Below are 23,987 nucleotides of genomic sequence, written 5' to 3' on the forward strand. Positions count from 1 at the left end.
AACGTCAACTCCGCAGTGCACGCTTGCGACCTGTGAATTTCCAGTCATTGCGTGCTTCAATTGATTTCACAGCGTAAGGATGCGCTGCTTCGGTTCGATAGGCCTTATTTGCCAGTGCAATCGCGGCAGGCAACCAATCCGGCAAGTCGACGGTTTCACGAGTATACTCGCGATAATCGGGAAGAAACTCTCTTTCAACCGAGCCCGTGTCAAACGCAGCCGTTCTGAACTCTTCTCTTTGCAGCACAAAATTACAAAAGCCCACATTATTCATAACTCCCGCAATGAAATACTCGTTGAGAGCGCGGCGCATTCTCTGGATTGCGGCTTCCCGCGTTTCACCATATGCAATGAGCTTTGAAATCATTGGGTCATAGTGTCTGCTGATCTCTGCTCCTTCATACATCGCGCTATCCTCGCGAAGTCCTGGTCCTGACGGCGGTCTCCAGACTTCAAGTGTACCGGTGGACGGTAGAAAACCAGCCAGCACATCCTCAGCGTAAATTCTGACTTCAATAGCATGGCCACGGAGACTCACTTCACTTTGAGTGTATGGCAGTTTCTGCCCACGTGCCGTCTCAATCTGCAATCTGACCAAGTCAATTCCCGTTACCATCTCAGTAACGGCATGCTCCACTTGCAAACGCGTATTCATCTCGAGAAAGTAATACTCCCCGTTTCGATCGAGCAAGAATTCGCATGTACCAGCGTTCACATAGCCACATGCCTTGGCAGCCATGACGGCAGTCTCCCCAATCTTCATGCGCAGTGATGGTGATACTGCTGCAGAAGGAGCCTCTTCGATTATCTTTTGGTGACGACGCTGCAACGAGCACTCCCGTTCACCGAGATAAACTGCATTGCCGTATGAGTCCGCGAAGATCTGAACTTCAATGTGCTTTGGCCGCTCCAAATATTTCTCCACATACACTGAACCGTTCCCGAAGGCTGAAAGAGCCTCGCGCTGAGCGGCAGCCAGCGCGGTTTCAAGGTCCTGCTCCTCACGGACCACTCTCATTCCTTTTCCGCCTCCTCCAGCGGCAGCCTTCAATAGCACGGGGTAACCGAATTCTCGCGCAAAACCAAGAGCTTCGTCAGCAGTCTCCACTGCTGTCTGCGTACCCGGCACGACCGGAACATTGGCCGATATCATCAAAGCTCTCGCCTCGGTCTTTGAGCCCATTGCCTGTATAGCAGATGCCGGGGGGCCAATCCAAATCAGTCCGGCCTTGACAACACGATCGGCAAATGCTGCGTTTTCAGAGAGAAAGCCGTATCCAGGATGAATTGCTTCCGCTCCACAATGCTCTGCAATTCCAATTAACTTCTCTTGACTTAGATAACTTTCGGCCGGTGTAGCTCCACCAAGTGAATATGCAGAATCAGCTTCAGTGACATGCAGACTATTTTTGTCAACATCAGAATACACAGCTATGGTCCTGATGCCCATTTCGCGGCAAGTACGCGCAATCCGTACTGCGATTTCGCCACGATTTGCAATCAACACTGACTTCATTGTAATACACGGCTACGTTTCTTAAAGTAGCGCTCCAGGTCAATACATAGAGGCAACTTCACGTGCGCACCCGATTTGTCCTCATACAAAATAAAACCATTTAACAACGCAAAAGTAAGAACGTCGCGAGTAATCTCCACATCCTTTATGCAATATTCCCGCACCAAATCAATTCGCCCATCACGAAACCATTGGAGTGACTGCAGACCGTCCGCGCTCTTACCGACTCCAAGAGTCGCTTTTGCAATCGTATCCAATTTCAGTCGACCTCCGCGATTTGCGACAACTTCATCTATTAAGTCGAGCACAGGAAGCGATTGAAGGTTCTCGAACGTATACCCGCGCAGGACTTCCAGATCAAAACTCCGAACATTGAACCCGCAAATCAGGTCTGCTAACTTCATGTGCTCTAACAAACTGTCAACGGTGGATTCATCATAAGTTAGCACTTTATCTTCAATACTATCCCAGACCGCGGCAACGGCGACCCTCATTTGGCGAGCCTCATTCCAGCCGCCGACTTCGTCCGCAGCAAGCTGTGTTTCCAAGTCAAAGACCAGCACTCTCTTATCAGCCGGCAGAACTTGAGCTTGGTACACACTTTCCACTACTTCCGAAACTTTTTCAGAAGTTTGCACAATCTGGCATGGAACCACAGTCTCTGCAACCAAAGAACCAAGAACATCAAGAGTGAACACAGAACCAGACTTATCCAGAGGTCTATTTCCAGATCCGCACTTCGGTGACTGAATACACGAAGGGCACCCCTCATCGCACACACACGACGCAATCAGATCTCGAGTACGTTGAAGCAAATCCTCCATCGAAGTGTAAATACATTCAGCGATGCCGACACCGCCAGGATAACCGTCATAAAAGAAGATCGCCCCATTAGAAAGCTGCGGGTGGCGTGTGAAGCTGATGCCTCCTAGATCATTTCGATCACAAAGCGCAAGCAGAGGAGTCAAAGATATTGCTGCGTGTTCAATTGCATGAATTGAACCCATGAAATGGAAGTCTTCTTCATCAAGCATGGCTTTCAATCCTGCCGGCAATTCGATCCAACAACCAAGAGTATTGAAGCTCTGTGGCGGTAGTTCCAATGGCTCAACGCTCAATAACTCTTGCGAATAAAGATGTCGTCTCTCGTAGCCGACAAAATATTCAGTAACCTTTAGCAACCCTAATCGGGTGACAAATGAACCTGCAATTCGAGTATCACGCACATCAAGGATTTCTGTTTCCTTCTGTGAACGTACCATCGTGTACACTCTATCGTCAAACGGGCGAACATGCACAGACTTCCGGCGCAGATCAAGTTTCTCTACCAGATAAGGTTCACCGCGATGTAAGTAAACAGCACCATCATGACATTCACGAAATACGGAATTGCCAGCGAGCGAACCAATAGCCTTCTTGTCATTCCGAGATTCATCGATAATGTCGAATACCCCACCCACGTTCCTCAAATTCACGTATGCATGCGGTCTCGGTCTGCCGGGAAACCATTGTTTTCCGGATGCACTCCTAAGCAACATCCGCTTTCTTTCCAGATCGGCGATTGTCTCAGCATGTTCGGCAACATTAATGTATGGGTCGTCATACATGAGAGGAACTTCGGCTGCAGCGGCAGGCAAGTGTTGCTTCAAGATGTGATCATTCCTGGCATTCACAAGCGCTCGTTCTAACGGACGGCTCAGGAGTGAATCAACATTTCGCGCGAAGTACTGATCCAATTGATCAGCACCAGTTACTAGAATGATTCCGCTTGGCGAACCCCGTCGGCCAACTCGTCCAGCCCTTTGCCACAAGGACATCATGCTCCCGGGAAAACCCGCAAGAATGCAAACATCCAGGCCCCCTATATCAATGCCAAGTTCAAGCGCGCTAGTGCTTACAACACCCTGCAGTTTTCCGGAAGACAAATCATGCTCAATTTCGCGGCGCTCTTCAGGCAGAAACCCAGCCCTATACGAGCTAATTCTCGACGCAAGATCCGGCCGGGACTCTTTTATTGAACGGTAGATGATCTCGGTCGCTACTCTGCTCTTCGTAAAGACAATTGTCTTGTACCCAAGATCAAGGGCATGAGTCATTGCCCGTGTAACGGTGCCTGATAACGACATTTCAGGCGCATTCAATACCATGAAATCGCGTTCAGGGACTGGAGCACCAGATTCCTTAATGACTGAGACTCTCTCTCCAATCAGCCCCGATGCGAACTCTGCGGGATTCGAAATGGTTGCGGACAGGCAGACAAATTGCGGCCTGCTGCCATAGTAATGCAGCAGGCGCTTCAGGCGTTTGAATACTTGAAGAATATGCGAACCGAAGACGCCGCGGTAGGCATGAAGCTCGTCGAGAACGATGAACCTAAGACGCCTGAAGAGTTTCTCCCATCCCTGATGATAGGCCAGGATACCCATGTGAAGCATGTCCGGATTGCTGATTAGCAAATTAGGCGGACTCTTCTTGATTTTCTGCCGAATCGCCGAAGGAGTATCTCCATCAAAGATGGCCTTGGAGAAGATCAGATCATTCTTCAGCAGCTGTTGCCAAACGTCAAGTTTCGCTGACTGATCTTGCTCGAGAGCCTTTAGTGGAAAGAGCAGAAGTCCAGTTGTTTCTGGTTCTCGCTCAATCCGTTCAAGCAAAGGTAAAACGTAGCTTAGCGACTTGCCACTTGCCGTGGGCGTTACGACAACGATGTTTTCGCCATTACGGAGTCGATGAAGAGCCTCATACTGGTGACTATATAGCCTTTGAATACCCTGAACACTTAGAGCCGTGCGGATTGATGAAGGCAATTCGTAGTGAGTGTAATCGAATGAAGCTTCCCGGCCGGCAAGAGTTCCTCGATAGATCAGAGAATTGCCGAGGAGTGGATCACTATTTATCGCCTTCGCCAGACCGTTCAGATTCACGATCGTCTCCATATAGCCAATTGCCGCGGTGCTTAGGCCGGCGCGTGTATGCCTTGGGGTTATCCTCTATTTTCGGAGGCTTCAGTGGCAATGGTATTCGCCTTTTCACTTTTTTCTGCTTCTTCCCCATCGCCTGTGGTCATATCCAGTTTCGTTGACGATAAAATTCGAAGGTTTTGCGAACGACTGACTCCAAGTCATCCTTGCACTGAAAGCCAAGTACCGACTCAGCCTTGCTAACACTGCACATCCAGCTCTCGGCAAGTATCTCCTTCACCTTCTCAGAATTCAATAGCACGGGTTTGCGACTAATTCTCATAGAATAGTCACCGAAAACTCCGATTATCCGAGATACAAAAGCAGGTACAACAACTCTACGTGGCCTACGACCACAAACATTGCTGAAAGCATGGGCGACGTCCCTCCACTCATATGGCAATGACATTCCTACAAAAAATGTGTCGTTTGTAACAGGCGAGAATGCTGACAACTTCAATGCGCGTACTAAATCATGAACGCCAATCATGCTGTATTTGCGCGGATGCCCGCCAACATCGGTAAAGACTCTCCATCGCCACATCATTTTGAACAATGGTACAAACTGTTCATCACGCGGGCCCATGACGGCTGGCGGACGGAGGATCTGCCATGACGTATTTCTCAGGACGCGTTTTAATGCAAGCTCCCCCTCAAACTTGCTTCTGCCATAGTTGGTGATGGGTGAAACTTCATCCTCTTCCCTATGCGGAACATTCTTTGAAGGACCACATACTGCGAGCGTCGAACAATAAACAAAGCGATTGACACCTTGTTGCTCGCTCACTTCCGCAAGGAGCTGAGTGGCATCTTTGTTTATCCGGTAGTATTCTCCGATATCAACTGCTTTTGTAACTCCCGCACAGTGGATTACGATATCGACAGACTCAACGGCACTACTTAGCACTGCGGAATCAGTCAAATCACCCACAATAATTTCATACTTATTCCTGTCAAACCATCTCAGTTTGCGAGGATCTCTAACAAGCAATCTGACAATGCAACCATCTGCCAACAGACTTTCGGCAAGATGACTCCCCACAAAACCCGTTGAACCTGTGACAAGTATGCGGACGCTCATGATTGATAGAACTGCTTAAACGAATCGGGCGGCCGCTTTGGCCGACCCTTCGAATCAACGAAGCAGTGTACAGTCGATCCTTCTGCAATCAACGCATCAGACGTCGCATCCCGAACTTCATACTGAAAATGAAGCTTTATCCCCTCAAGCAACAGGACAGTATAGATATCAAGTTCGTCTTCATATCGAGCGCCACTAACGTATCTGCACTTCGCTTCAATGACGGGGAGACGTAAATCATCTTCTTCCTCAATGCTGCGATACGATTTCCAAAGTGACCGAATCAAGTCAGAACGTGCAACTTCAAAGTAATGCAAGTAACATGCGTAATAGACCCAGCCCATTGCATCGGTCTCCGCATATCTAACACGAATCCGAGATGTGTGTGTTTTAGAATTGACGCTCAAGATTCGAGGAAGAAGCCAATTCGCTCATACTTTTTGTGTCGAGCTTCCAACAGTTTCTCGCGAGATTCGGAAGAGAGTTCCGGCAATGTTGTTAGAATTCGCTCCTTGACTCGCGCGGCGATCTCATCAAAGTTTTCGTGTGCGCCGCCAGGAGGTTCCGGTATTATTCCATCGATGATACCCAGTTCAAGCAAGTCATCTGCCGTCAACTTGAGGGCCTCAGCCGCTTGAGGCGCCTGACCGGCATCTCTGTAAAGTATTGACGCGCAACCTTCCGGTGAAATGACTGAGTAGATCGAATACTCCAGCATAAAAATTCTATCAGCAATGGAGATAGCAAGGGCGCCTCCGGACCCACCTTCTCCAATAACGAATGTTACAATCGGAACTCCCAATCTTGACATTTCATAAAGACTTCGTGCTATCGCCTCAGCTTGGCCACGCTCCTCTGCACCAAGTCCGGGATACGCGCCCGGAGTGTCAATGAAAGTCACTACAGGCAACCTGAACTTCTGAGCGAGTGCCAAGTGACGTATCGCTTTTCGGTAGCCTTCAGGATTCGCCATCCCAAAATTCCGGAATATGTTCTCTTTAGTGCCACGGCCCTTTTGGTGGCCCATGATAAGAAAGCTGCTTCCATCAATTTCACCAATTCCTGAAATCAATGCATGATCGTCAGCAAAGCAACGATCACCATGAAGCTCCATGAATTGAGAGCAAATCCGTTCGATATAGTCCAATGTATAAGGCCGTCGAGGATGCCGTGCCAATTGCACTTTTTGCCAGCGAGAAAGCTTGGAAAACACTTCCTCGCGCATTTTCAGCGCCTTCTTTTGCATGCGATCGATCTCGACGGACAAATTGCCCATGCCGGAACTTTCGGCAAGCGCCCTCATTTCCGCGATCTTGTTTTCAAGCTCAACTATTGGTTTCTCAAATTCAAGAACAAAGCCGGAAGCGAAGCCTTGCTTTGCTTGAGCTGTACCGTTTTGAGACATTGAGCCAGTGCGAGACTTGTCTTGAACAGCATGGCTACTCATGACCGTCCTCCGTGTTAGGGCTTAACAGACAGAACAAGTTAGTGTCCAATGTATTTCTCCAGCCAGGCGCGAAAGCCAATTCCCTTGTCGATCAGATCAAATGCGGGCGGAGGAAGGTGTCTCCAGTGCTTAGACATGTAAATTCTCATCGCACGATAAAACTCGTAGTTTGCAGTGTCTCTTACTTGACTCATACTGTGACCGCCGATGTGCGTAATCCGTGCTGATGGAACAAACCATACTTCACGGCCGACGAGCGAAATTCTCTTGCATAGATCAACATCTTCGCCAAACAAAAAGAACTGCTCGTCAAAACCACCGATTCTGTCAAAATCAGACCTGCGAATCAAAATGCATGCTCCCGAAATGCAGTCGACAAGTGCCTCACGATTGAATCCGAGCCAGGGCAAGCTGTAACCCGATATGCCCCGGCTTCTGGTAAACAGCTTTTCAAGAAAGAACAGTTTACCAAGAGCATTTAGAGGAGTCGGGAATCCCCTTCGGCAGGCCGGGTCCGGCACACCTTTGCCGTTTCGAATAAGCGGACCGCAGCATCCCGCCGCTGATCTGGAGTCAAGAAAGCAGACCAAGTTTAGTATCGTGTCTCGGTCAACAGTTGCGTCTGGATTTAGAAACAGTATGAACTCTGAATTGCTCTCATCGGCACCAGAGTTGCAAGCGCGACCGAAGCCTTGGTTCACTTTATTTTCGATCAGCCGAATGCCATTAGAGTTCTTCCTGATGACATCGCATGTACGATCTGATGATGCATTGTCAACGACAATGAATGAATCTATCAAATCAATTGAAGTATCAAACACCGAGCTGATGCACGCCGAAATCGTCGATTCCGAATTGTAAGAGACCACCACAACTGACACGCATTTACGCGCAATCATCTAAAGTCTGCCAAACATGGATTTCAGTCGGAGTTTCCACACCATCCAAACGGCTTCGCGAACAATTGCCTTCGACATTTTAGAGTGGCCGGCTCTCCGATCAACAAAGATAATCGGGATCTCGACATATTTGAAGCCCTTCTTCCACGCCTTAAAATTCATTTCGATTTGGAAGCTGTAACCGTTTGACTTGACACCGTCAAGATCAATGGCTTTTAGCGTTGAGGTCCGAAAACATTTGAACCCTCCGGTCGGGTCCTTGATAGGCATGCCCGTTATCCACCTTGTATAGTACGAGGCGAAGTAGCTCAACATAAGCCGGGAAAGCGGCCAGTTTACGACAGATATCCCGTTTACATACCGGGAGCCAAGAACAAAGTCGTGATCTCGGATTTTCTCAAGGAACTGAGGTAAGACAAGCGGATCATGGGAGAAATCTGCATCCATTTCAAACACTGCATCATAATCGTTTTCAATTGCATACTTGAAGCCAGTTACGTAGGCAGTACCTAATCCCATTTTCCCGGGGCGCTCAATTAGATGCAGACCAGCGAGATTCGCCTGCAGATTTCGCACAATTTGTCCAGTCCCGTCGGGAGAGTTATCATCCACAATTAGTACATCAACACCAAGGTTCTGATCGAGCACGGCGCGAATGATTGCTTCGATCCCTTCTTTCTCGTTGTAGGTTGGGATGATGACAAGAGCTCTCACAATCGAGCTCCGGCCTTTTTGAAATCGCGCAACTTCTCTCTGATTTCAGGCTGCTTGACCGCAAGGATTTGCGCTGCGAGAATGACAGCATTGCGTGCGCCCGCTTTTCCAATTGCAACCGTGGCTACCGGCACTCCGGCAGGCATCTGAACAGTGGAAAGCAGTGCGTCCAATCCACCCAGTGTGGATCCCGCACCGGGCACTCCGATAACCGGAAGTACGGAATGCGCGGCGCACGCACCCGCGAGATGGGCAGCCATCCCGGCGCAGGCGATTAACACCTCTGTTCCTTGCTGCTCTGCTTCGGCAATCCTATTTACGAGTCGGTCAGGATTCCTGTGTGCTGAGATTACTTCCAAGGACCAAGTCAGTCCGAAAAACTCAGCATACTTTGCCGTATCGTCAAACTGTTCGCGATCGCTTTCGGATCCAAGCAGGATCAAAATATCTGTGGCCATAAGAATTCCAGTTTATTGGTCATATTAGGAAAAAGACCACCCTGCCGTGCAGCCAGGATGGTCAGTTTTCCGGAATACAATAAGTCAGATTAGCGACTGAAGTCAATCGGCTTTGTGACCTTGTCGAAGTACATACGCAGACCAAGTTGGCCGTAACCACCTGTCAAATTCACTTCCATCGGCCGGCTGCCGCCAAGGACGGAAACGCCTGACCGGACGCCGGGTGATGATTCGTAGGTAAAGTTATTCGAGTTTACCAATCTCCCACCTCCACCGAGGTAAAGACCAAGTCGTTCACTCAGTCCCAGCTCGATACCGAGTGATCCGACAAGACCGAAAGCACGGCCGACCGCATCGTAATAGAATCGACGTGTAAAATCGTCTTGAACTTGAAGCTCAGTATTGTAGTAGGCAATGCCGACACCGAAGTTCAGGTTAAGGCGTTCGGCCGGATACGTTACAATCACTGCCTTTGCATAGAATTCATTTCCATGCATCAGAATCTGTCCACTGGAATCACCGGCGGCGTTCTCAACCAGATTCTCAACGTCAAACAGCGGGTTGTACCCCACTTCCCACATTTGGTGACGGGCAGGGCGATAAATAATCGCGATATTGCCCATCGGCCCGCCATCGCTGGTCGAAGCAGTATTGCCGGGACGCAGTCCCAACAGATAATCAGTGCCGAGCGATACATCGCCCATGTCATAAATGCCAAAGCCTCCACCCAACTGCACACCATACTTTCGCGGGCTGTCGTACGCGAGACTTGACGTCGTGACCGACAGTGTCAACAAAGCTGCGATGCACAAGAGTCCCATTAGTCGGTTCATTCTCTGCCTCCGGATTCCAAAGGTTGCTAAGGTTGCTTAGTAATTGCTAATTTGTTAAGAGCTACTGCGCGGAATTCGTGTCACGAACAGCGACACGACCGCGCAAATCTTCAAGCCGTCGACGCGCACTCGCGTCATTTGGTGTAGTCACCAGCCAGTTCTCGAGTAATGTAATTGCCTTCTCAGTTTGACCAAGGCGCTCGTAGCTTTGAAGCAAACCGCCCACGGCTTGACCGTTACGCGGATCAAGTTGCATAACCCGTTCAAAGAACTCAGCTGCCATGTCAAATGCTTCCGAGCCATACATTGTGGATCCGGCGGAATAAAGCTGCTCGGCAGTCGGATTCTCACCAAGCGATGCGCGTGCAATTTCCGCAGCCCGAGCTTTGTCCTTCAGTTGACCTGCGTAAGAACCGGCAATTCGCAGTCTTGCGTCAAATGGTAAGTCGCTGCGCTGCTCAGCCCAATCGAGCCTGCGCCGAAGCTCCTCCGTGTCACCCAGATCGCTAAACATTCGCCCTATTTGAAGAGACAATTCGACATTTGAAATCGGTCGAACCGATTCTGGAATCAGTTCATCCATTCTTCGCATTAATGCTAGCGCCTTGTCGCGATTGGAAAGCTGATCAAAGTTCGCGAGTTGCTCTGAAAGTGACGAAAACTGTCGTGGCTGGAAACCTGCCGGATCCGGAGTCGATCGGTAATGATAGGCAAGTTGAAGGAATGCTGACCGGTAGTTCTGCAGCAGCTTGGAAACATTGTCATCAAAATGAACCGAAGGATCATCAATTCCACGGAAATGGTCCTTGAAAACGACAAGGATGTTCTCTCTCAGCTTTTCATGGTCAATTCCTCGGCCACTGCCACCTGGAGAAACCCGGAATACAAGTCCTTCCATGCTCAGATAATCCCGCAAACCAATCATGTTCGTATTGGCAACTGTAACCGAAAAGTAAATCGGACGCGGGTTAGCAGTTTTCGCAGGATCATAGTTCGTACGAAGAATATCCAGAATCATCTGATCCTGAACCCTAAGGAAGTTGGGTTCTCTCGACTCGCCTTGCTTGTACTGAATATACATTGCGCCCGGCACATCCCAAGACATTCTGCCTTGCGGTGTATTGAGCTCGACTCGACGTTTTTCCGCCGGCCAGTACCTCGAAAGCAACGCCTGTGCATCTTGACCATCAATGTACCGGTCAATATACGTATCGTTAAACGAGATTGGCACTTTCGGTTCGCGGTCACGAAGCTGCTTTATGTACCACCCAGTATTTAACAAGCTCAGATTGACAATTCGAACATCCTTCCGGACACCTTCGACTTCCTGCAGGTACCATACAGGAAATGTATCATTGTCGCCATTCGTGAATAAAATTCCGTTTGGCGCACACGACATCAATGTATTGTAGCTGTAATCCCACGCGACTGCGTTGCCTGAACGGTCGTTCATGGAGTAATTGCGAGCCAGCAGTATACCCGGACTTAGGATCAAGAGAAGTGCCAATGCACCGATGACGGCCTGCTTTGAGCCTTTCAGCTTCTTGGACACCCATTCCAAAGCTGCATATGCACCAAATCCTATCCACAACGCGAATGCGAAAAACGCGCCCACATAGGAGTAGTCCCGCTCACGCGGCTGAGGATCATCCTGATTCAAATACAGGATAATGGCATAGCCGGTCATGAAGAAAATGGTCGCGACGACCAGCCACCCGTTGCGATCCCGTCCGTATTGGTGAAAGAAACCCCAAAATCCAAGTAGTAAGGGAGCGCAGGTCAGAATCGCCAGCCACCTCAATATGCCAGCAGGGCTTGAACTCAACAAGCTTAGAATGGAATACTTCGGATCTACCCCAGCATCCTGAAACTCCTGCTGCGGCGCACCTTCACGACCAACAAACTGCCACAATAGATACCTATTGAACATTTTGTTGATCTGATAGTCCCAGAAGAAATCCCATTCGCTTGAATATGCAGGATTTCCCTTCCAGACTCGGGGAAACATTGCCCTGTCACCGTACTGCTCGCGATTAAGATAGCTTAGAAACGCTGCCGGTGTCTCAGGATCATTCTCATCGATCGGCGGATTCAACCCCGACCGAATGTAAATCATCGTGTAAGTTGAATAACCGATAATGACCAATAAGAGACCGGCCATGGCCGTACCTATTATGCCATGACGTTCCTTGACTGCCCACCAGAATATTCCGCCAAGCAACAATACGACAATAAGAGGAGCATAAAGACTTTCAAATCTGCTTGCGAGGGCTGGCAGCCACTTCACGACTCCGGGATAAACCAGTATGAACACAAGTCCCGTAGCTACAATCAAGCCGACAAAACTTTTCAACTCGAACTGGCGGCGGCGGAAGTACATCACCAATGCCAGCGCGGGAATTGCGAGGATCATGAGCAAATGGACACCAGTCGCAAGCCCAACAACATAACCGATCAACAGCAGCAAGCGTTCGTTACCCGGCTCATCTGCCTTTTCATGCCAAACCAGAATCAGCCAGACCACCAGATGTGTCAGCAACTGGCTCATTGCATAAACTTCAGACTCTACTGCATTAAACCACATCGAATACGAAAACGCGAGAGTCAGCGAGCCTATCATGGCACCACCGTAAACAAGGAGTTTGTCAATCTCAGACTCCTCGCGTCCACGGAATATTCGAATCAAGCGTACGATGATCAAGAAAGCCAGAAGAATAGCAAATGCGCTTGAGAGAACGGACATCCAGGTCACACGGACAGCAATGTCCGAAGAAATCGGAACCATCGAGAACACCCGGCCGACAAGTAGAAACAACGGTGAGCCCGGTGGATGCGGAACAGACAAGGTATAAGAACAAGCAGCAAATTCACCACAGTCCCAAAACGAGACGGTGTCCGCCATGGTCAACGAATAGACCACCAGCGATATTGCAAAAACGGCGGCGGCGAACCACCACTTCGTATCTAATTTCACGAGTTCTTTCTTAATTGAGTGTACGTCTTCTGCTTCCGAACGTAATAGCGATACACAATTGAAATTGGCAAAATGACATGTTGAAGGTCTTCATCACTGACAATTCGTTCAGCCTGCACTCCCCTTCTCTTCTGAAGGATTCGCGGAATTGCAGCCAAGATGTAAGCATGAGCCCACATTATTGCCAAGGACCTCTTTGGTTCGCCTTTGAAGGGAGACACAAAAAAAGCGACCCAATCGAGTAATAACCGGACGGGCAGTCTGAAGCAAAGATTTCGCAGCCCATAATTCTTGATCATCATGGCAAGGCTGTTCCGATGGTTCAGATACATCTTGCGCACTCGATCAGCAGACAGCGCGGCACCGGCCCAATGATACACTACCCCCTTGGGTACCACAACAATTCTCTGGCCATTTAGCCAAATTCGCCAACACAAGTCGAGTTCTTCCATGTGCATGAAGAAGTCCTCGTCAAGCCCCCCGACCTTGAGGAAAGTCTCACGTCTGACGATAAGAGATGCTCCAGTTGCCCAAAACACCTCAACGGGATCATCATACTGCCCACTGTCCGGCTCCGTTTCATCAAAAATCCTGCCCCGGACGAATGGAAAGCCGTAAGCATCCAAGAATCCGCCAGATCCGCCAGAGTATTCAAAGCGATCGTGATCTTGATACTGCTTAAGCTTGGGTTGCGCCGCCGCAATCGAGGAGTCTTGCTCCATGAACTCAATCGCATCATCCAGCCAACCAGGCTCTACTTCGACATCGAAGTTCAATAAAACACAATACTTACCACTGACTACGTGAATTGCACGGTTATACGCACCACTGTAGCCGTAGTTAGTCCCGAATTCGAGTACTCTGACGTCAGGATGTTGTTTGCGGACGTATTCAAGGCTGCCGTCACTCGATCCATTGTCCGCTACTACTATTTCAACGGGTGCATATACTGTCTTTCCAAGGCTTTCGAGACATCTTGGAAGGAACTTTAACCCGTTGTAATTTAAGATTATGATGGTGACAAGCGGGCGCGGGGTCATTTGCCCCCATTTGGCGGGAAATGTAAAAAAATAAGGAATATCCGAGGGAATGTCAAGCCGCAGAAAGCAGTCAATTGGATTGACTAATTGGTAATTTTTAGGACGCGTGCATCATAGAATCCGCCAGCCATAGCTACTCGGTACAAGGAATCCGCAGATTCTCTGCTTAAGAATTCGCCAAATCTGATCCTGAAGAATGGCCAGTCACTTAAAATCTTTCCTGTTATCCCGAGCACAGCGTTCGCACGGGCACAGAATTCATCAGCCTTATCGCGGTCAAGGAATGTACCCAGCTGAACAGTGAAATAAGACACAGATGGCGTCTCTATTGCTGGCAAGACAGCCGCTTGGGAAACGTTCAATACTGAGTCTGTTACAACCAGTTTTCCATCGCCACGACTCTGAACACCAGTAGAATCTGAAGCAACGCCTCTTGCACCTATTATCGTTTCAGCACCTAATCTGCTTTCAACGTCAGCCTGTGGATTCGGATAGTTTCCAAACGTATCCTGTTGAAACACATCCGGTCCGAGTGACCACGGATCAATTAGTAAAAGTGTCGAATCAATTGAAGTTGCTGCTCCGGACGGACGATGAAGTACAGACCGGGTTGAACCACAGCTTGTGACGCCAAACATGGCAATCACAGTCATTACAACTGGAATGCTCAACACGATTCTCTCAAATAGTCTCAACATCATCACTGGCTATCCAACCCTTTCGACCATCAGTGAGCTGTATCTCTGTCCAGGCAGAAAGCTTCTCACCTATTGAAACCTTGGTGCCGGCATGCAACGAGAAAAGTTGAGTAGAATTCTCAGATGGACTCGAGTATACATCCGTTTTCTCGACCATTACAATCGCGTAAGGGTTCGTCAGTGCACTGCTGCGCCAGGAATAAAGAAAAAGGACAATAACCGCCAATCCGGCAAACAAAAGCACAGCTCGATTGGCGATTTCACGTACTCTGTCGTTGGCATAAATTATAACTCCAACGATAACCGCCAGACAGGCGTTCGAGACAATCAACAAAGTTCTCAACAATCCTAGCGAAAAATAATCTCGAACTGATATCAAGTAGCTCCAAACACCAAGTTTCGGCGCGGTCGCAATCTGATCAACTATGCCTCGATTCGCAAGCGCCAGATTCTTGATTGCGTCATCGTCACCGGGATTTAGTTTGAGCGAACGCTCGTAATGCAGAATTGCGCGTTCAATATTACCTAGTCGAAAATAAGCATTCCCAAGATTATACTCAACAGATGCACTAGTCTGTCCGGAAGCCGTAATACTCTCCCACTGTTGAATTGCGCCTGTCCAGTCCTCCTTATTGTATGCCAGCAGTCCCGCTTCAAATACTGTGTTAGCAAGTACAGACTTGCACATGAGAAGGACCAACACAAGTGCCAGTTTCACTTTCCGTTCCCCTCCAACTCCATGCACACTTTCTTCAATTCTCCAATTGCCGATCCTAACTCCGCAGAAACTGTCGTACCACCGGCAAACCTCATTCGCTCGCAGGTCTCCTTTGCATTGACAAGAGCCACCCACAGTGAATCGGGGAGACCATGCTCGTGCCAGGCAAGCGCAAACTCCTCGATCGTAGCAGTAGGACTTTTTATTCCAGTCCACTCACGGGCAATCGCAGTTACTGCATCCGAAACGATTCTTGTTGCGTCGACTTGTTTCCTCCCCACCATTGCCTCTTCCGCCGTGGTCAATTTAGTGCGCAATGACTTCAGTAGTTTCTGTCTCCGCGCACCTGAAGTTTGACCGAACCTCTCGCGACGGCGGACGGCAAATACAGCGCCTGCAAGCAATACCCATGGACTTGCCAATCCGATCCAGAAGCCCGAAGTATTGTGCGGCAAGCGATCAGCGATTGTGAGTGTACCAATAGAGTTCTTCACATAGGCTATGTCTTGACCGATGGATTGAACTTCTCGTTTACTTGCGACCGGTAAGGAATTATCGCTTACCCTGTTTGCTCCACGTTGAACCTCCAATCGTAACTCTGGAGAAGACACTTCCTCGTATCTTCGAGTTTCAGGATCAAAAAATGTAAGCGAAACAGGAGGAATAATTTGTGACCCGGCGGCACGGGGAATGATTACATACTCATAGGTTTTGCTGCCGCTTATGTGATCAGGTCCACGTTTGATCTGATCAACAGTCTTAGGGTCAAACACTTCAAAGTCGGTTGGAATCCTCACTTTTGGAATCGGTAGCGTCTTAATATTCCCAGTACCCCGGACAAGAATCGACAATGTCACAGCATCATTAGTTTCACACTGGTTCTTGTCAAGCCTCGCCGAAACTGAATACCGACCAACGGCAATGTCACCGACTGGCTTTCCATCATCAGGCAAAGGCTTTATGCGCAGGGTTAATGAACGGCATGAGACTTCAACCGATTCTCTTCGCCTTCCAAAACTGAAAAAGGGGTCGTTGAAAGGATCATTGGTGCGTCCGCGTGAGCCCTGTCTTCGTTCAACTTGAACAACTGCAGTTAACGGATCAACCGTCAATTCTCCAGACGTAGTACCGAACAACGCAACCTTGCGAATGACAACCGACTTGTAACTTTGACCGTCAACGACTTCATCCCGTGGCACAAGCTGAGATGGCATGTCGAATTCTTCCATCCAGAACCCGGGTGTCTTCGGCAATTCCTTGAATTCAGGCGCATAAACAGAAGTTGCGAAATAGAGTTTGTAAGTCAGAACAATCTCTTCGCCAACAAATGCCTCGCGCTTATCCGGAACGACCTGGATGAAAACTTCTTCACGCTGGCCCCCACGCGCACGCTCGCCTGCGGGCGTGACTTGTATCTCAATGGGTGCAGTGGTGTAGATTCTGCCTTTTATGTTCGCCTGCACGGCTCCGATTACGGCCTTGCCGGGTGAATTTGCCCGAAAATAATATGTGAAGCTCTTTTCGGAGGAAACTCTCCCGTTGACTATGCTTGTTTGCGTCGATGTGGATGGTCCGCCGACAAGATCCAGATTTGAGAATTCCTTTGGCTGAGGCGTTGGAACACCCGTTGCCGCGCCGATAATCGTAAATGTAACTTCAAAAGTTTGACCGGCCGCAATCGAAGATGCACTCGCATTCGCCCTAAACTCAATTTGGGCCCATACATTTGATGCCAACAACAGTAGAGTGAGTGCCGCGTAGAACATTACCAATCCTTTACACGCTTCTTGCGTTGGGCAACTTTAGCTTTCCTTACATGTTCAAGTGTGTTCTGTTCATCCTGCAAAAGGGCGTTAAGCAATTGCTCAGCTTCTTCCTTTGACATTTGCTGCTGCGGCACAGGTTCAGGCGAACTTTGGTTCGAATCAGCAGGTTGCTGTTCGTTTTGCTGCGCTTGATCCTGATCTTGCTGCGGCTGCTTATCATCCTGTTTATTGTTCTGTGATTCGTTATTCTGTTCCTGCTTCTGATCGTCACTCTTCTCTTGCTGATTCTGATCCTGCTTTTCTTGCTGATTCTGTGACTCGCGTCTCAATTTCAACGCCAATTCAAGATTCTGCTTTGCATCCATATCGGTAGGATCATGGCGAAGTGCTTCAATATACGAGGCTATGGCTTCATCATACTTCTGAGCTTGAAGGTGTGAGTTGCCCAAATTATAGAAAGTGTTGCGCAACTGATCATGAGATCTTGATGAGTCCAATGCAGCGCCATATACTTTAACTGCTCGATCATACTCTCCGGAATTGTACATCACATTGCCAAGATTATACATCACGATAGAAGTATCGGCACCAAATTCGAGGGCCTTTACATAGTGATACTGTGCTTGATCCGACTGCCCGGCAAGTGCAGACTCATTACCTTTACTTACTTCACGAGAGGGCAATCCCGCAATAACGATTTCAGCAAGCAACATTACTATTGCGAAAGCAACTGTCACTTTGCCCTCCTCGGCTTAAAGACAAATCCAGAGAATTGGCCGATACGCTCCCCAATCAGGAACTCAAGGACTAATAGAAAGAGTGCAGGAATTGCAAAGTACGCGAATCGATCTTCGTAACCCGCGAACTGCATTTGCCCAAACTCGGTTTTCTCCATCTCGCTTAGGTTTTCCCAAATCAAGTCAAGTTCCTTGCCGCCGGGGTTAGCGCGCTGATACACTCCCCCCCCTGCCTCTGCTATTTCTGCCAAATGCGTTTCATTCAGTTGTGATACAATCACTTGCCCGTTCTGGTCTTTCTTGTATCCGGCGCGTCGACCGGCAGCGTCGATCAACGGTATCGGTGACCCATTTGGAGTGCCCATTCCTATCGTGTAGACTTTTATGCCGGAAGCGTTAGCTTCAGACGCGGCGTCTATTGCCGCATCTTCGTGATCTTCTCCGTCAGTGATGATAATTAGAACCTTGCTTTTCGACTCCGCGTGCTCGTCAAAAGTTTGGATCGCCATGCGAATTGCGTCAGCTACTGCCGTGCCCGGTTCAGGTACAATCGAAGGCGACAATACACGATTGAGCAGCTTTACAGCGCCATAGTCCGTGGTCAACGGGCAATGATAAACAGCGCTCCCTGCAAATGCTATCAAGCCAACACGATCCCCGTTGAGGCCATTCACAAACTTCTGTATGGCAAACTTCGCGCTCTCAAGTCTAGAGGGTGAAAAATCCTCGCTCAACATGCTGAAAGAAAGGTCAACCGCAATCAATACGTCGACTCCTTCGCGCTTTATCTCTTCGAGCCTTGTTCCTATCTGCGGCCGTGCCACGGCAATAATAAGAAGTGAGAAGGCGAGCAACCATATTGACATCCGCAACCATTTTCTGGTTTCCGACTGTCCGTACGCGACTCGAATCAGATTCGGACTTGGAACAACTCTTTGCGCATCCTTCTGACTTCTTCGCAACAAAACAATCCAGCCAACCAAGACGACCGGTACAAGCAGGAGTAGCCAAAGAAGCTCAGGGGATTCAAACTTGATCATGGCAGCTTCCTGTACCAAGTCAGACCAAGAATCGCCTCGAGCACAAGGCAAAAGAGAGCAGTTGATAGCCATGGACCGAACAACTCTGCGGTCTCTTTGTACTCCTCAACTTGAATCTTCGTTCGCTCGAGCCTGTCGATCTCGTCATAAATGTGAGATAGGGTCGCTTCGTCCGTCGCTCGGTAGTAACGCCCACCTGTCTCCGTGGCTATTTGCTTTAGCATTTCTTCGTCAATGTTCACTTGCACGTTTTGGTACCGTTTTCCGAACACGGTTTCGATCGGATATGGAGCCATTCCACGTGTGCCAACGCCAATTGAATAAATTCTTATGCCAAGGGCTTTTGCCGCTTGAGCGGCCGTCACAGGGTCTATTTCGCCACGGTTATTCTGCCCATCAGTGAGAAGTATGACTACCTTTGACTTCGCGTCCGACTCTCTGAGACGATTAGCCGCAGTGGCCAGTGCCATTCCAATTGCCGTTCCATCTTCAACCATTCTCATTTGGATCTGGCTCAGAAGGCTCAATACAACTTTATGGTCGGTTGTTAGAGGCACTTGCGTAAAACTCTGTGCTGCAAACGGTACGATTCCGATTCGGTCATGATCGCGTTTTTCGACGAATTGGGCGGCGACGCGTTTGGCGGCTTCAAGGCGGTCAGGTTTCAGATCCTCCGCATCCATTGACGTTGAAATATCAATGCAAAGAACAATGTCTATACCTTCAATCGACCGTTTGCTTTCGCTGTCAAATTCTTGCGGTCTGGCAAGCGCAACTGTAAGTAAAATCAAGGCCAGGGACCGCAAAAGGAACGGAATGTGCCGGGTTTTGACGCGAAAAGTCTTTGCAAGCGCTGAAACATGCACCAGAGTTGGAAATCTGAAATCTGTCAGCCTCTCTCTTTCACGAAAGAAGTTTATGTAGGCTAAAACTGGCAGAATTAGCAGCAACCAGAAGAATTCGGGATTCGCAAAGTTCATTTCACTTCGTCATTCACGACTGATTCTGCGTGCGGTTTCGTCATCTCGATTATTCTAAAGCCCAGATCCACAATCAGATTGGCAGAAGAAAGCGTAGGAACTTCCTTTGCGAACTTGACAAGATCTGCTTCCCGCAACGCCGGCAACAGTTCCTCGTAAAGGCAGCTAGGCAGGTCTTCACGCTTTAATTCATGTGCGAGTTCAAAGGTTGTCATTTCCAAAGCAGGGAAACTCCACGATCGCTCCATGTAGCGGCGGAGAATCTCCGAAAATTCGCTATAATGCTCTTTCAGCATGCCGCGTTCAGGATACTTCTTGTCCCGAAAGGCAATTAGCTCACGAATGGCGATCTCCGAGGGCGGCAATTCAAGAACTGAAGGCACTGCCGAAATTGCCTGCTTGTTTCGAAAGTACTTGCGCCAAACGTACAAGACACCAAGTGCCAGGATTCCGAATAGAGCCCAAGGCCAGAATTCTCGCACGACATCCGCAAATCGAAGCGGGTGGCTTTCAAAAGGCTTGATCGGCCGCGGAGTCAATGCCGTATCAGGCAGAATTGCCTCAACTATTATCTCACGATCTTCAGTTACGACGGAATCAATAACCTGCCCGTTCTTTAGCAAGAGTAGTGTGAATGGCGGAACTTGAATAACACCTGTGTCATATGACGCCGCGGAAAATTCAAACTTTCCATCGCGCTTAGACAATTGGTCATATGGCAAGATTCTAATTCTTGCATCAGCAGGTTCAATTACGACCACACTATCAGCTTCTGGAACATTTACTGAATAGTGAAACGGATCACCTATTTTCAAAGACTGAAGCGCGAATCCAGTTTGTACGAGAAACGCGAAGATGAGGAAAGCAGCCAACAACTTCGAAATCTGACTCACCTTCTCAGTTCCCGTCTCTTGAACATCGTGACAAGACTGCGAACATAATCTTCCGAAACATCGAGCTGCATGTAATCAGCGCCGGATCTTTGAATATTCTGCTTGACAGAATCCTGCCATCGCATAAACTGACCAAAGAGTTCGCGCTTCCCTTGCTTCGATGAACTGTCAACCCATAGCGGCTTTCCAGACTCTGCGTCATGCAGTTTCACCAAACCGAGGTCCGGCCATACATATTCACGCGGATCAATCAAGTGAAGTGCGAGGAGATCGTGCTTTCGCGCACAGATTCTCAAAGGTTTGGCGTACCCGTCGTCAATGAAATCAGAAATCAAGAAAACAATCGCTCTCTTTTTCGTGATATTCAGCATGTACTCAAGCGCTTGAGACAGGCTTGTGCCGCATCTTTTTGGTTCAAAAGTTATCAATTCACGAAGAATCCGGAGTATATGCGATCTCCCTTTGCGCGGAGCGACAAATTTCTCGACGTGATCGGTAAAGAGCAGCAGTCCGACTTTGTCGTTATTCTTAATCGCGGAAAACGATAGCACAGCGGCAAGCTCGGCGGCGATTTCCATCTTAAGCGAACGTCCAGATCCGAACAGCGACGAGCTAGAAACATCACACATCAGCATGACGACCAGCTCCCTCTCTTCTTCGAACAGCTTTACATGCGGCTTTCCAGTTCGTGCAGAGACATTCCAGTCAATGGTTCGGACGTCATCACCGATTTGATACTCGCGAACTTCGGAGAAATTCATACCCCGTCCTTTGAACACCGCATGGTACTCTCCAGACATGACTTCGTTTACCAGCCCGCGCGTCTTGATTTCAATTTGGCGGACCTTCTTGACTATTTCGCGTGTTTCAAGCACGTTTACGGTACCTCAACTGCACCGAAAATCTTCTCTACGATCGACTCGCTGTTAATTTCTTCAGCTTCCGCCTCATAAGTTACCCCGATGCGATGTCGCAGAACATCCATACCAATTGCACGAATATCTTCTGGTACGACGTATCCTCGGTGCCGCAAGAACGCGTGAGCACGTGCAGCCTTGAGAAGGAAAATCGAGGCTCGCGGCGAGGCGCCGTATTGAATCAGTGGTTTGAGTTCAGGGAGTTTGTGTTTGTCCGGATGGCGACTTGTAAACACTAGATCCAGCACATACTCTTCAATCTTCGGGTCGACGTAAATGGACTCCACCAAGGCCCGGATGCGGATCAGCTCGGCGGTAGTTGCCACTGGATTAATTGACGGCTGTGCACTTCTGGAAAAAGTCCGCATTATTCTCGCCTCTTCTTCCCTGCGAGGATAGTCCACAGTGACCTTCAGCATAAAACGATCAACCTGCGCCTCGGGCAAAGGGTATGTTCCCTCTTGCTCGATGGGGTTCTGAGTGGCGAGTACGAGAAAGGGCTGTGGCAGCGGGTAAGTGGAATCTCCAATCGTCACCTGCTGTTCCTGCATTGCCTCGAGCAAAGCGGATTGAACCTTCGCCGGCGCCCTGTTAATTTCGTCAGCAAGCACGAAATTTGTGAAAACGGGGCCCTTCTTCGTCGTAAAAGCTCCGTCCTTCTGGTTGTACACAAGCGTTCCAACAAGGTCGGCCGGCAATAAGTCAGGCGTAAATTGGATGCGTTGAAACTGTGCGTTGACAGTGGAGGAAAGAGTCTTGATCGTCAGAGTTTTGGCCAAGCCGGGGACTCCTTCGAGCAGCACATGCCCATTGCTGAAGAGTCCAATCAGGAGCCGCTCTAACATGTATTTCTGACCTACAACAACTTTCCCAGCTTCGGCGAGTATTCTGTCCGCAAGTTCAGCCTCCCGCTCTACTCTGAGCGTCAATTCTCGAATATCTGCATCCATGCAAGTTATTGCTTTCTATGTTTTTAGGTACAATATTTCGAATTATCAGTCAGTAAACACAGTTGTGCCACTGTAGGTTCCCGTGTGCACAAAAAATTAGACCCCCTCTCGGGGATCTATGTGGCACAACAAAACGCGATTTTCGCTCATCCTTGCTTTGCAGCAGAGTCAGGCGTGCCAATCAGCTTATTTAACTCATCTATCTCATTTACGTCCTGACCAAGGTGGTCAAGCTCCCACTGGGCGTCCTTGACGAGACTGTCATCAGGATAGTTACGAATGAATGCCTGGTAAGCCGCCCGGGCCTTCTCTGTGTCTTTCAAGTGATTCGCATAAAGGTAACCCACCATAAATTGACACTTTGGAGCATAGTCCGACTTGGGATATCGCTGGACCAGCTCTTCATACGCCTTGATTGCTGTTGGGAAGTCACTTTGACCTTGAGCAGTATTTGCTCTTTCAAAAAGTTCCTGATCTGTTGGTCCCGACTTGCATCCCAAGCTGAGCAGGGTCAGCGCTAGCCCCGTGAGAATACTTCCACGAATCAAATATCGCAGCATTTGAAAAACCTCTTATTTACAATAGCTTACAGTTAACCGGGCGGCCAGCGAAACTCCCGGCCTCCAAGGAGATGAACATGCAAATGGGGGACAGATTGACCTGCAGACTCACCGTTATTGATGACAATTCGATACCCGCTGCTCGAAATTCCTGTTTGTACTGCCAACTCCCTTGCCGCGCTGATAAGCTTCCCAAGCAGAACTGTATCCTCAGAAGATGAATCCGAAACACCGACAATGTTCTTCTTGGGTATAATTAGCAGATGAACAGGAGCCTGAGGATTAATGTCACGTATTGCAATTAAATCTTCGTTTTCCAATAACTTATCTGCCGGAATTTCACCCGCGATTATTCTGCCAAAAATGGTCTCTGGCATACTAACTCTTTGAAGCAGCTTTACTCGCCTTGATTTTTGCTTTCACGCGGCGCTTCTTGCTTCTGTGGTGCCGCTTCATGATAGTCTTGTTACGTCCCATGTATCACCTCGGTTGTTTTATAAGCATCGCTTCAATATAGGGCTAGTTGCGAAAATATTCAAGCCCTTAGCCCAAATTTGAAGCTTGCCAGCAAAATGTGTTCTTGACAAGTTCAGGGAAAATCATTAGATTCGTGCTTCTTTCCGGAGTAGCTCAGCGGTAGAGCGGGTGGCTGTTAACCACTAGGTCGGGGGTTCGAATCCCTCCTCCGGAGCCGATGGCCGTCAAACTAAGTTTGACGGCCATTTTTTTGTTATTAACCAAGTGATTATGGATGAATTAGTCCGTTTTTGTGCTTGAAGTTCAGCAAATTTCCCTCTATATTGACT

At 48.8% G+C, this 23,987-nt stretch carries 22 protein-coding genes and 1 tRNA gene; 1 reads left to right on the forward strand and 22 read right to left on the reverse strand.

The features are described from left to right. Positions 1–4 precede the first annotated feature (4 nt). The 22 genes from HUU59_02400 to HUU59_02505 all read right to left on the reverse strand — a co-directional run bounded on the left by HUU59_02400 (position 5) and on the right by HUU59_02505 (position 23,558). Positions 5–1,516 carry an acetyl-CoA carboxylase biotin carboxylase subunit gene (locus tag HUU59_02400; protein ID NUO18281.1) on the reverse strand — a complete coding sequence of 504 codons (1,512 nt, stop codon included), beginning with the start codon at positions 1,514–1,516 and terminating at the stop codon, positions 5–7. Next, on the reverse strand, positions 1,513–4,440 hold the full coding sequence (locus tag HUU59_02405) for a DEAD/DEAH box helicase (protein NUO18282.1): 2,928 nt from the start codon (positions 4,438–4,440) through the stop codon (positions 1,513–1,515). Before HUU59_02405 ends, HUU59_02400 begins: the two co-directional genes overlap by 4 nt. Positions 4,441–4,579: 139 nt before the next feature. Next, positions 4,580–5,557 (reverse strand): NAD-dependent epimerase/dehydratase family protein, encoded by a 978-nt coding sequence (locus HUU59_02410; protein NUO18283.1) that lies wholly within the window; start codon positions 5,555–5,557, stop codon positions 4,580–4,582. Further along, complete coding sequence (locus tag HUU59_02415; protein ID NUO18284.1) at positions 5,554–5,901, reverse strand: acyl-CoA thioesterase; 348 nt, start codon at positions 5,899–5,901, stop codon at positions 5,554–5,556. Before HUU59_02415 ends, HUU59_02410 begins: the two co-directional genes overlap by 4 nt. A gap of 59 nt (positions 5,902–5,960) precedes the next feature. Further along, the gene (locus HUU59_02420; protein ID NUO18285.1) at positions 5,961–6,962 is read right to left on the reverse strand and encodes an acetyl-CoA carboxylase carboxyltransferase subunit alpha; all 1,002 of its coding nucleotides are present in this window, start codon (positions 6,960–6,962) and stop codon (positions 5,961–5,963) included. Positions 6,963–7,042: 80 nt separating this feature from the next. Then, positions 7,043–7,903, reverse strand: coding sequence for a glycosyltransferase family 2 protein (locus HUU59_02425; protein ID NUO18286.1), 861 nt, complete (start codon positions 7,901–7,903; stop codon positions 7,043–7,045). Then, positions 7,904–8,617: a polyprenol monophosphomannose synthase gene (locus tag HUU59_02430; GenBank protein ID NUO18287.1), complete on the reverse strand. Its 714-nt coding sequence runs from the start codon at positions 8,615–8,617 to the stop codon at positions 7,904–7,906. Next, entirely contained in the window at positions 8,614–9,075 is a 462-nt protein-coding gene (gene purE, locus HUU59_02435) for a 5-(carboxyamino)imidazole ribonucleotide mutase (GenBank protein ID NUO18288.1), read from the reverse strand. The genes HUU59_02430 and purE overlap by 4 nt, the downstream gene beginning before the upstream one ends. An 89-nt stretch (positions 9,076–9,164) precedes the next feature. Further along, positions 9,165–9,908, reverse strand: coding sequence for a hypothetical protein (locus HUU59_02440; protein ID NUO18289.1), 744 nt, complete (start codon positions 9,906–9,908; stop codon positions 9,165–9,167). 61 nt (positions 9,909–9,969) lie between these two features. Further along, positions 9,970–12,882 carry a DUF2723 domain-containing protein gene (locus HUU59_02445; GenBank protein ID NUO18290.1) on the reverse strand — a complete coding sequence of 971 codons (2,913 nt, stop codon included), beginning with the start codon at positions 12,880–12,882 and terminating at the stop codon, positions 9,970–9,972. Beyond that, positions 12,879–13,922 carry a glycosyltransferase family 2 protein gene (locus HUU59_02450; GenBank protein NUO18291.1) on the reverse strand — a complete coding sequence of 348 codons (1,044 nt, stop codon included), beginning with the start codon at positions 13,920–13,922 and terminating at the stop codon, positions 12,879–12,881. The genes HUU59_02445 and HUU59_02450 overlap by 4 nt, the downstream gene beginning before the upstream one ends. 83 nt (positions 13,923–14,005) lie before the next feature. Next, the gene (locus HUU59_02455) at positions 14,006–14,623 is read right to left on the reverse strand and encodes an SPOR domain-containing protein (protein ID NUO18292.1); all 618 of its coding nucleotides are present in this window, start codon (positions 14,621–14,623) and stop codon (positions 14,006–14,008) included. Then, positions 14,604–15,338 carry a tetratricopeptide repeat protein gene (locus HUU59_02460; GenBank protein ID NUO18293.1) on the reverse strand — a complete coding sequence of 245 codons (735 nt, stop codon included), beginning with the start codon at positions 15,336–15,338 and terminating at the stop codon, positions 14,604–14,606. Before HUU59_02460 ends, HUU59_02455 begins: the two co-directional genes overlap by 20 nt. Beyond that, positions 15,335–17,104 carry a protein BatD gene (locus tag HUU59_02465; protein NUO18294.1) on the reverse strand — a complete coding sequence of 590 codons (1,770 nt, stop codon included), beginning with the start codon at positions 17,102–17,104 and terminating at the stop codon, positions 15,335–15,337. Before HUU59_02465 ends, HUU59_02460 begins: the two co-directional genes overlap by 4 nt. Then, the gene (locus tag HUU59_02470; protein NUO18295.1) at positions 17,104–17,841 is read right to left on the reverse strand and encodes a tetratricopeptide repeat protein; all 738 of its coding nucleotides are present in this window, start codon (positions 17,839–17,841) and stop codon (positions 17,104–17,106) included. The genes HUU59_02465 and HUU59_02470 overlap by 1 nt, the downstream gene beginning before the upstream one ends. Further along, on the reverse strand, positions 17,838–18,881 hold the full coding sequence (locus HUU59_02475; GenBank protein ID NUO18296.1) for a VWA domain-containing protein: 1,044 nt from the start codon (positions 18,879–18,881) through the stop codon (positions 17,838–17,840). Before HUU59_02475 ends, HUU59_02470 begins: the two co-directional genes overlap by 4 nt. Then, positions 18,878–19,861: a VWA domain-containing protein gene (locus HUU59_02480; GenBank protein ID NUO18297.1), complete on the reverse strand. Its 984-nt coding sequence runs from the start codon at positions 19,859–19,861 to the stop codon at positions 18,878–18,880. The genes HUU59_02475 and HUU59_02480 overlap by 4 nt, the downstream gene beginning before the upstream one ends. Beyond that, the gene (locus tag HUU59_02485) at positions 19,858–20,754 is read right to left on the reverse strand and encodes a hypothetical protein (GenBank protein NUO18298.1); all 897 of its coding nucleotides are present in this window, start codon (positions 20,752–20,754) and stop codon (positions 19,858–19,860) included. The genes HUU59_02480 and HUU59_02485 overlap by 4 nt, the downstream gene beginning before the upstream one ends. Continuing rightward, entirely contained in the window at positions 20,751–21,554 is an 804-nt protein-coding gene (locus HUU59_02490; GenBank protein ID NUO18299.1) for a DUF58 domain-containing protein, read from the reverse strand. Before HUU59_02490 ends, HUU59_02485 begins: the two co-directional genes overlap by 4 nt. Positions 21,555–21,631: 77 nt before the next feature. After that, positions 21,632–22,621 carry an AAA family ATPase gene (locus tag HUU59_02495; protein NUO18300.1) on the reverse strand — a complete coding sequence of 330 codons (990 nt, stop codon included), beginning with the start codon at positions 22,619–22,621 and terminating at the stop codon, positions 21,632–21,634. A 146-nt stretch (positions 22,622–22,767) separates the two neighbouring features. After that, entirely contained in the window at positions 22,768–23,181 is a 414-nt protein-coding gene (locus HUU59_02500) for a tetratricopeptide repeat protein (protein ID NUO18301.1), read from the reverse strand. A gap of 32 nt (positions 23,182–23,213) precedes the next feature. Next, entirely contained in the window at positions 23,214–23,558 is a 345-nt protein-coding gene (locus tag HUU59_02505; protein NUO18302.1) for a histidine triad nucleotide-binding protein, read from the reverse strand. Positions 23,559–23,800: 242 nt separating this feature from the next. On the opposite strand from HUU59_02505, the gene HUU59_02510 reads away from it, so the two are divergent. Further along, positions 23,801–23,872 (forward strand) — tRNA-Asn (locus HUU59_02510). The last annotated feature ends 115 nt before the right edge of the window (positions 23,873–23,987 follow it).

It is taken from the genome of bacterium, from assembly GCA_013360195.1.
Lineage (GTDB): Bacteria > Electryoneota > RPQS01 > RPQS01 > RPQS01 > JABWCQ01.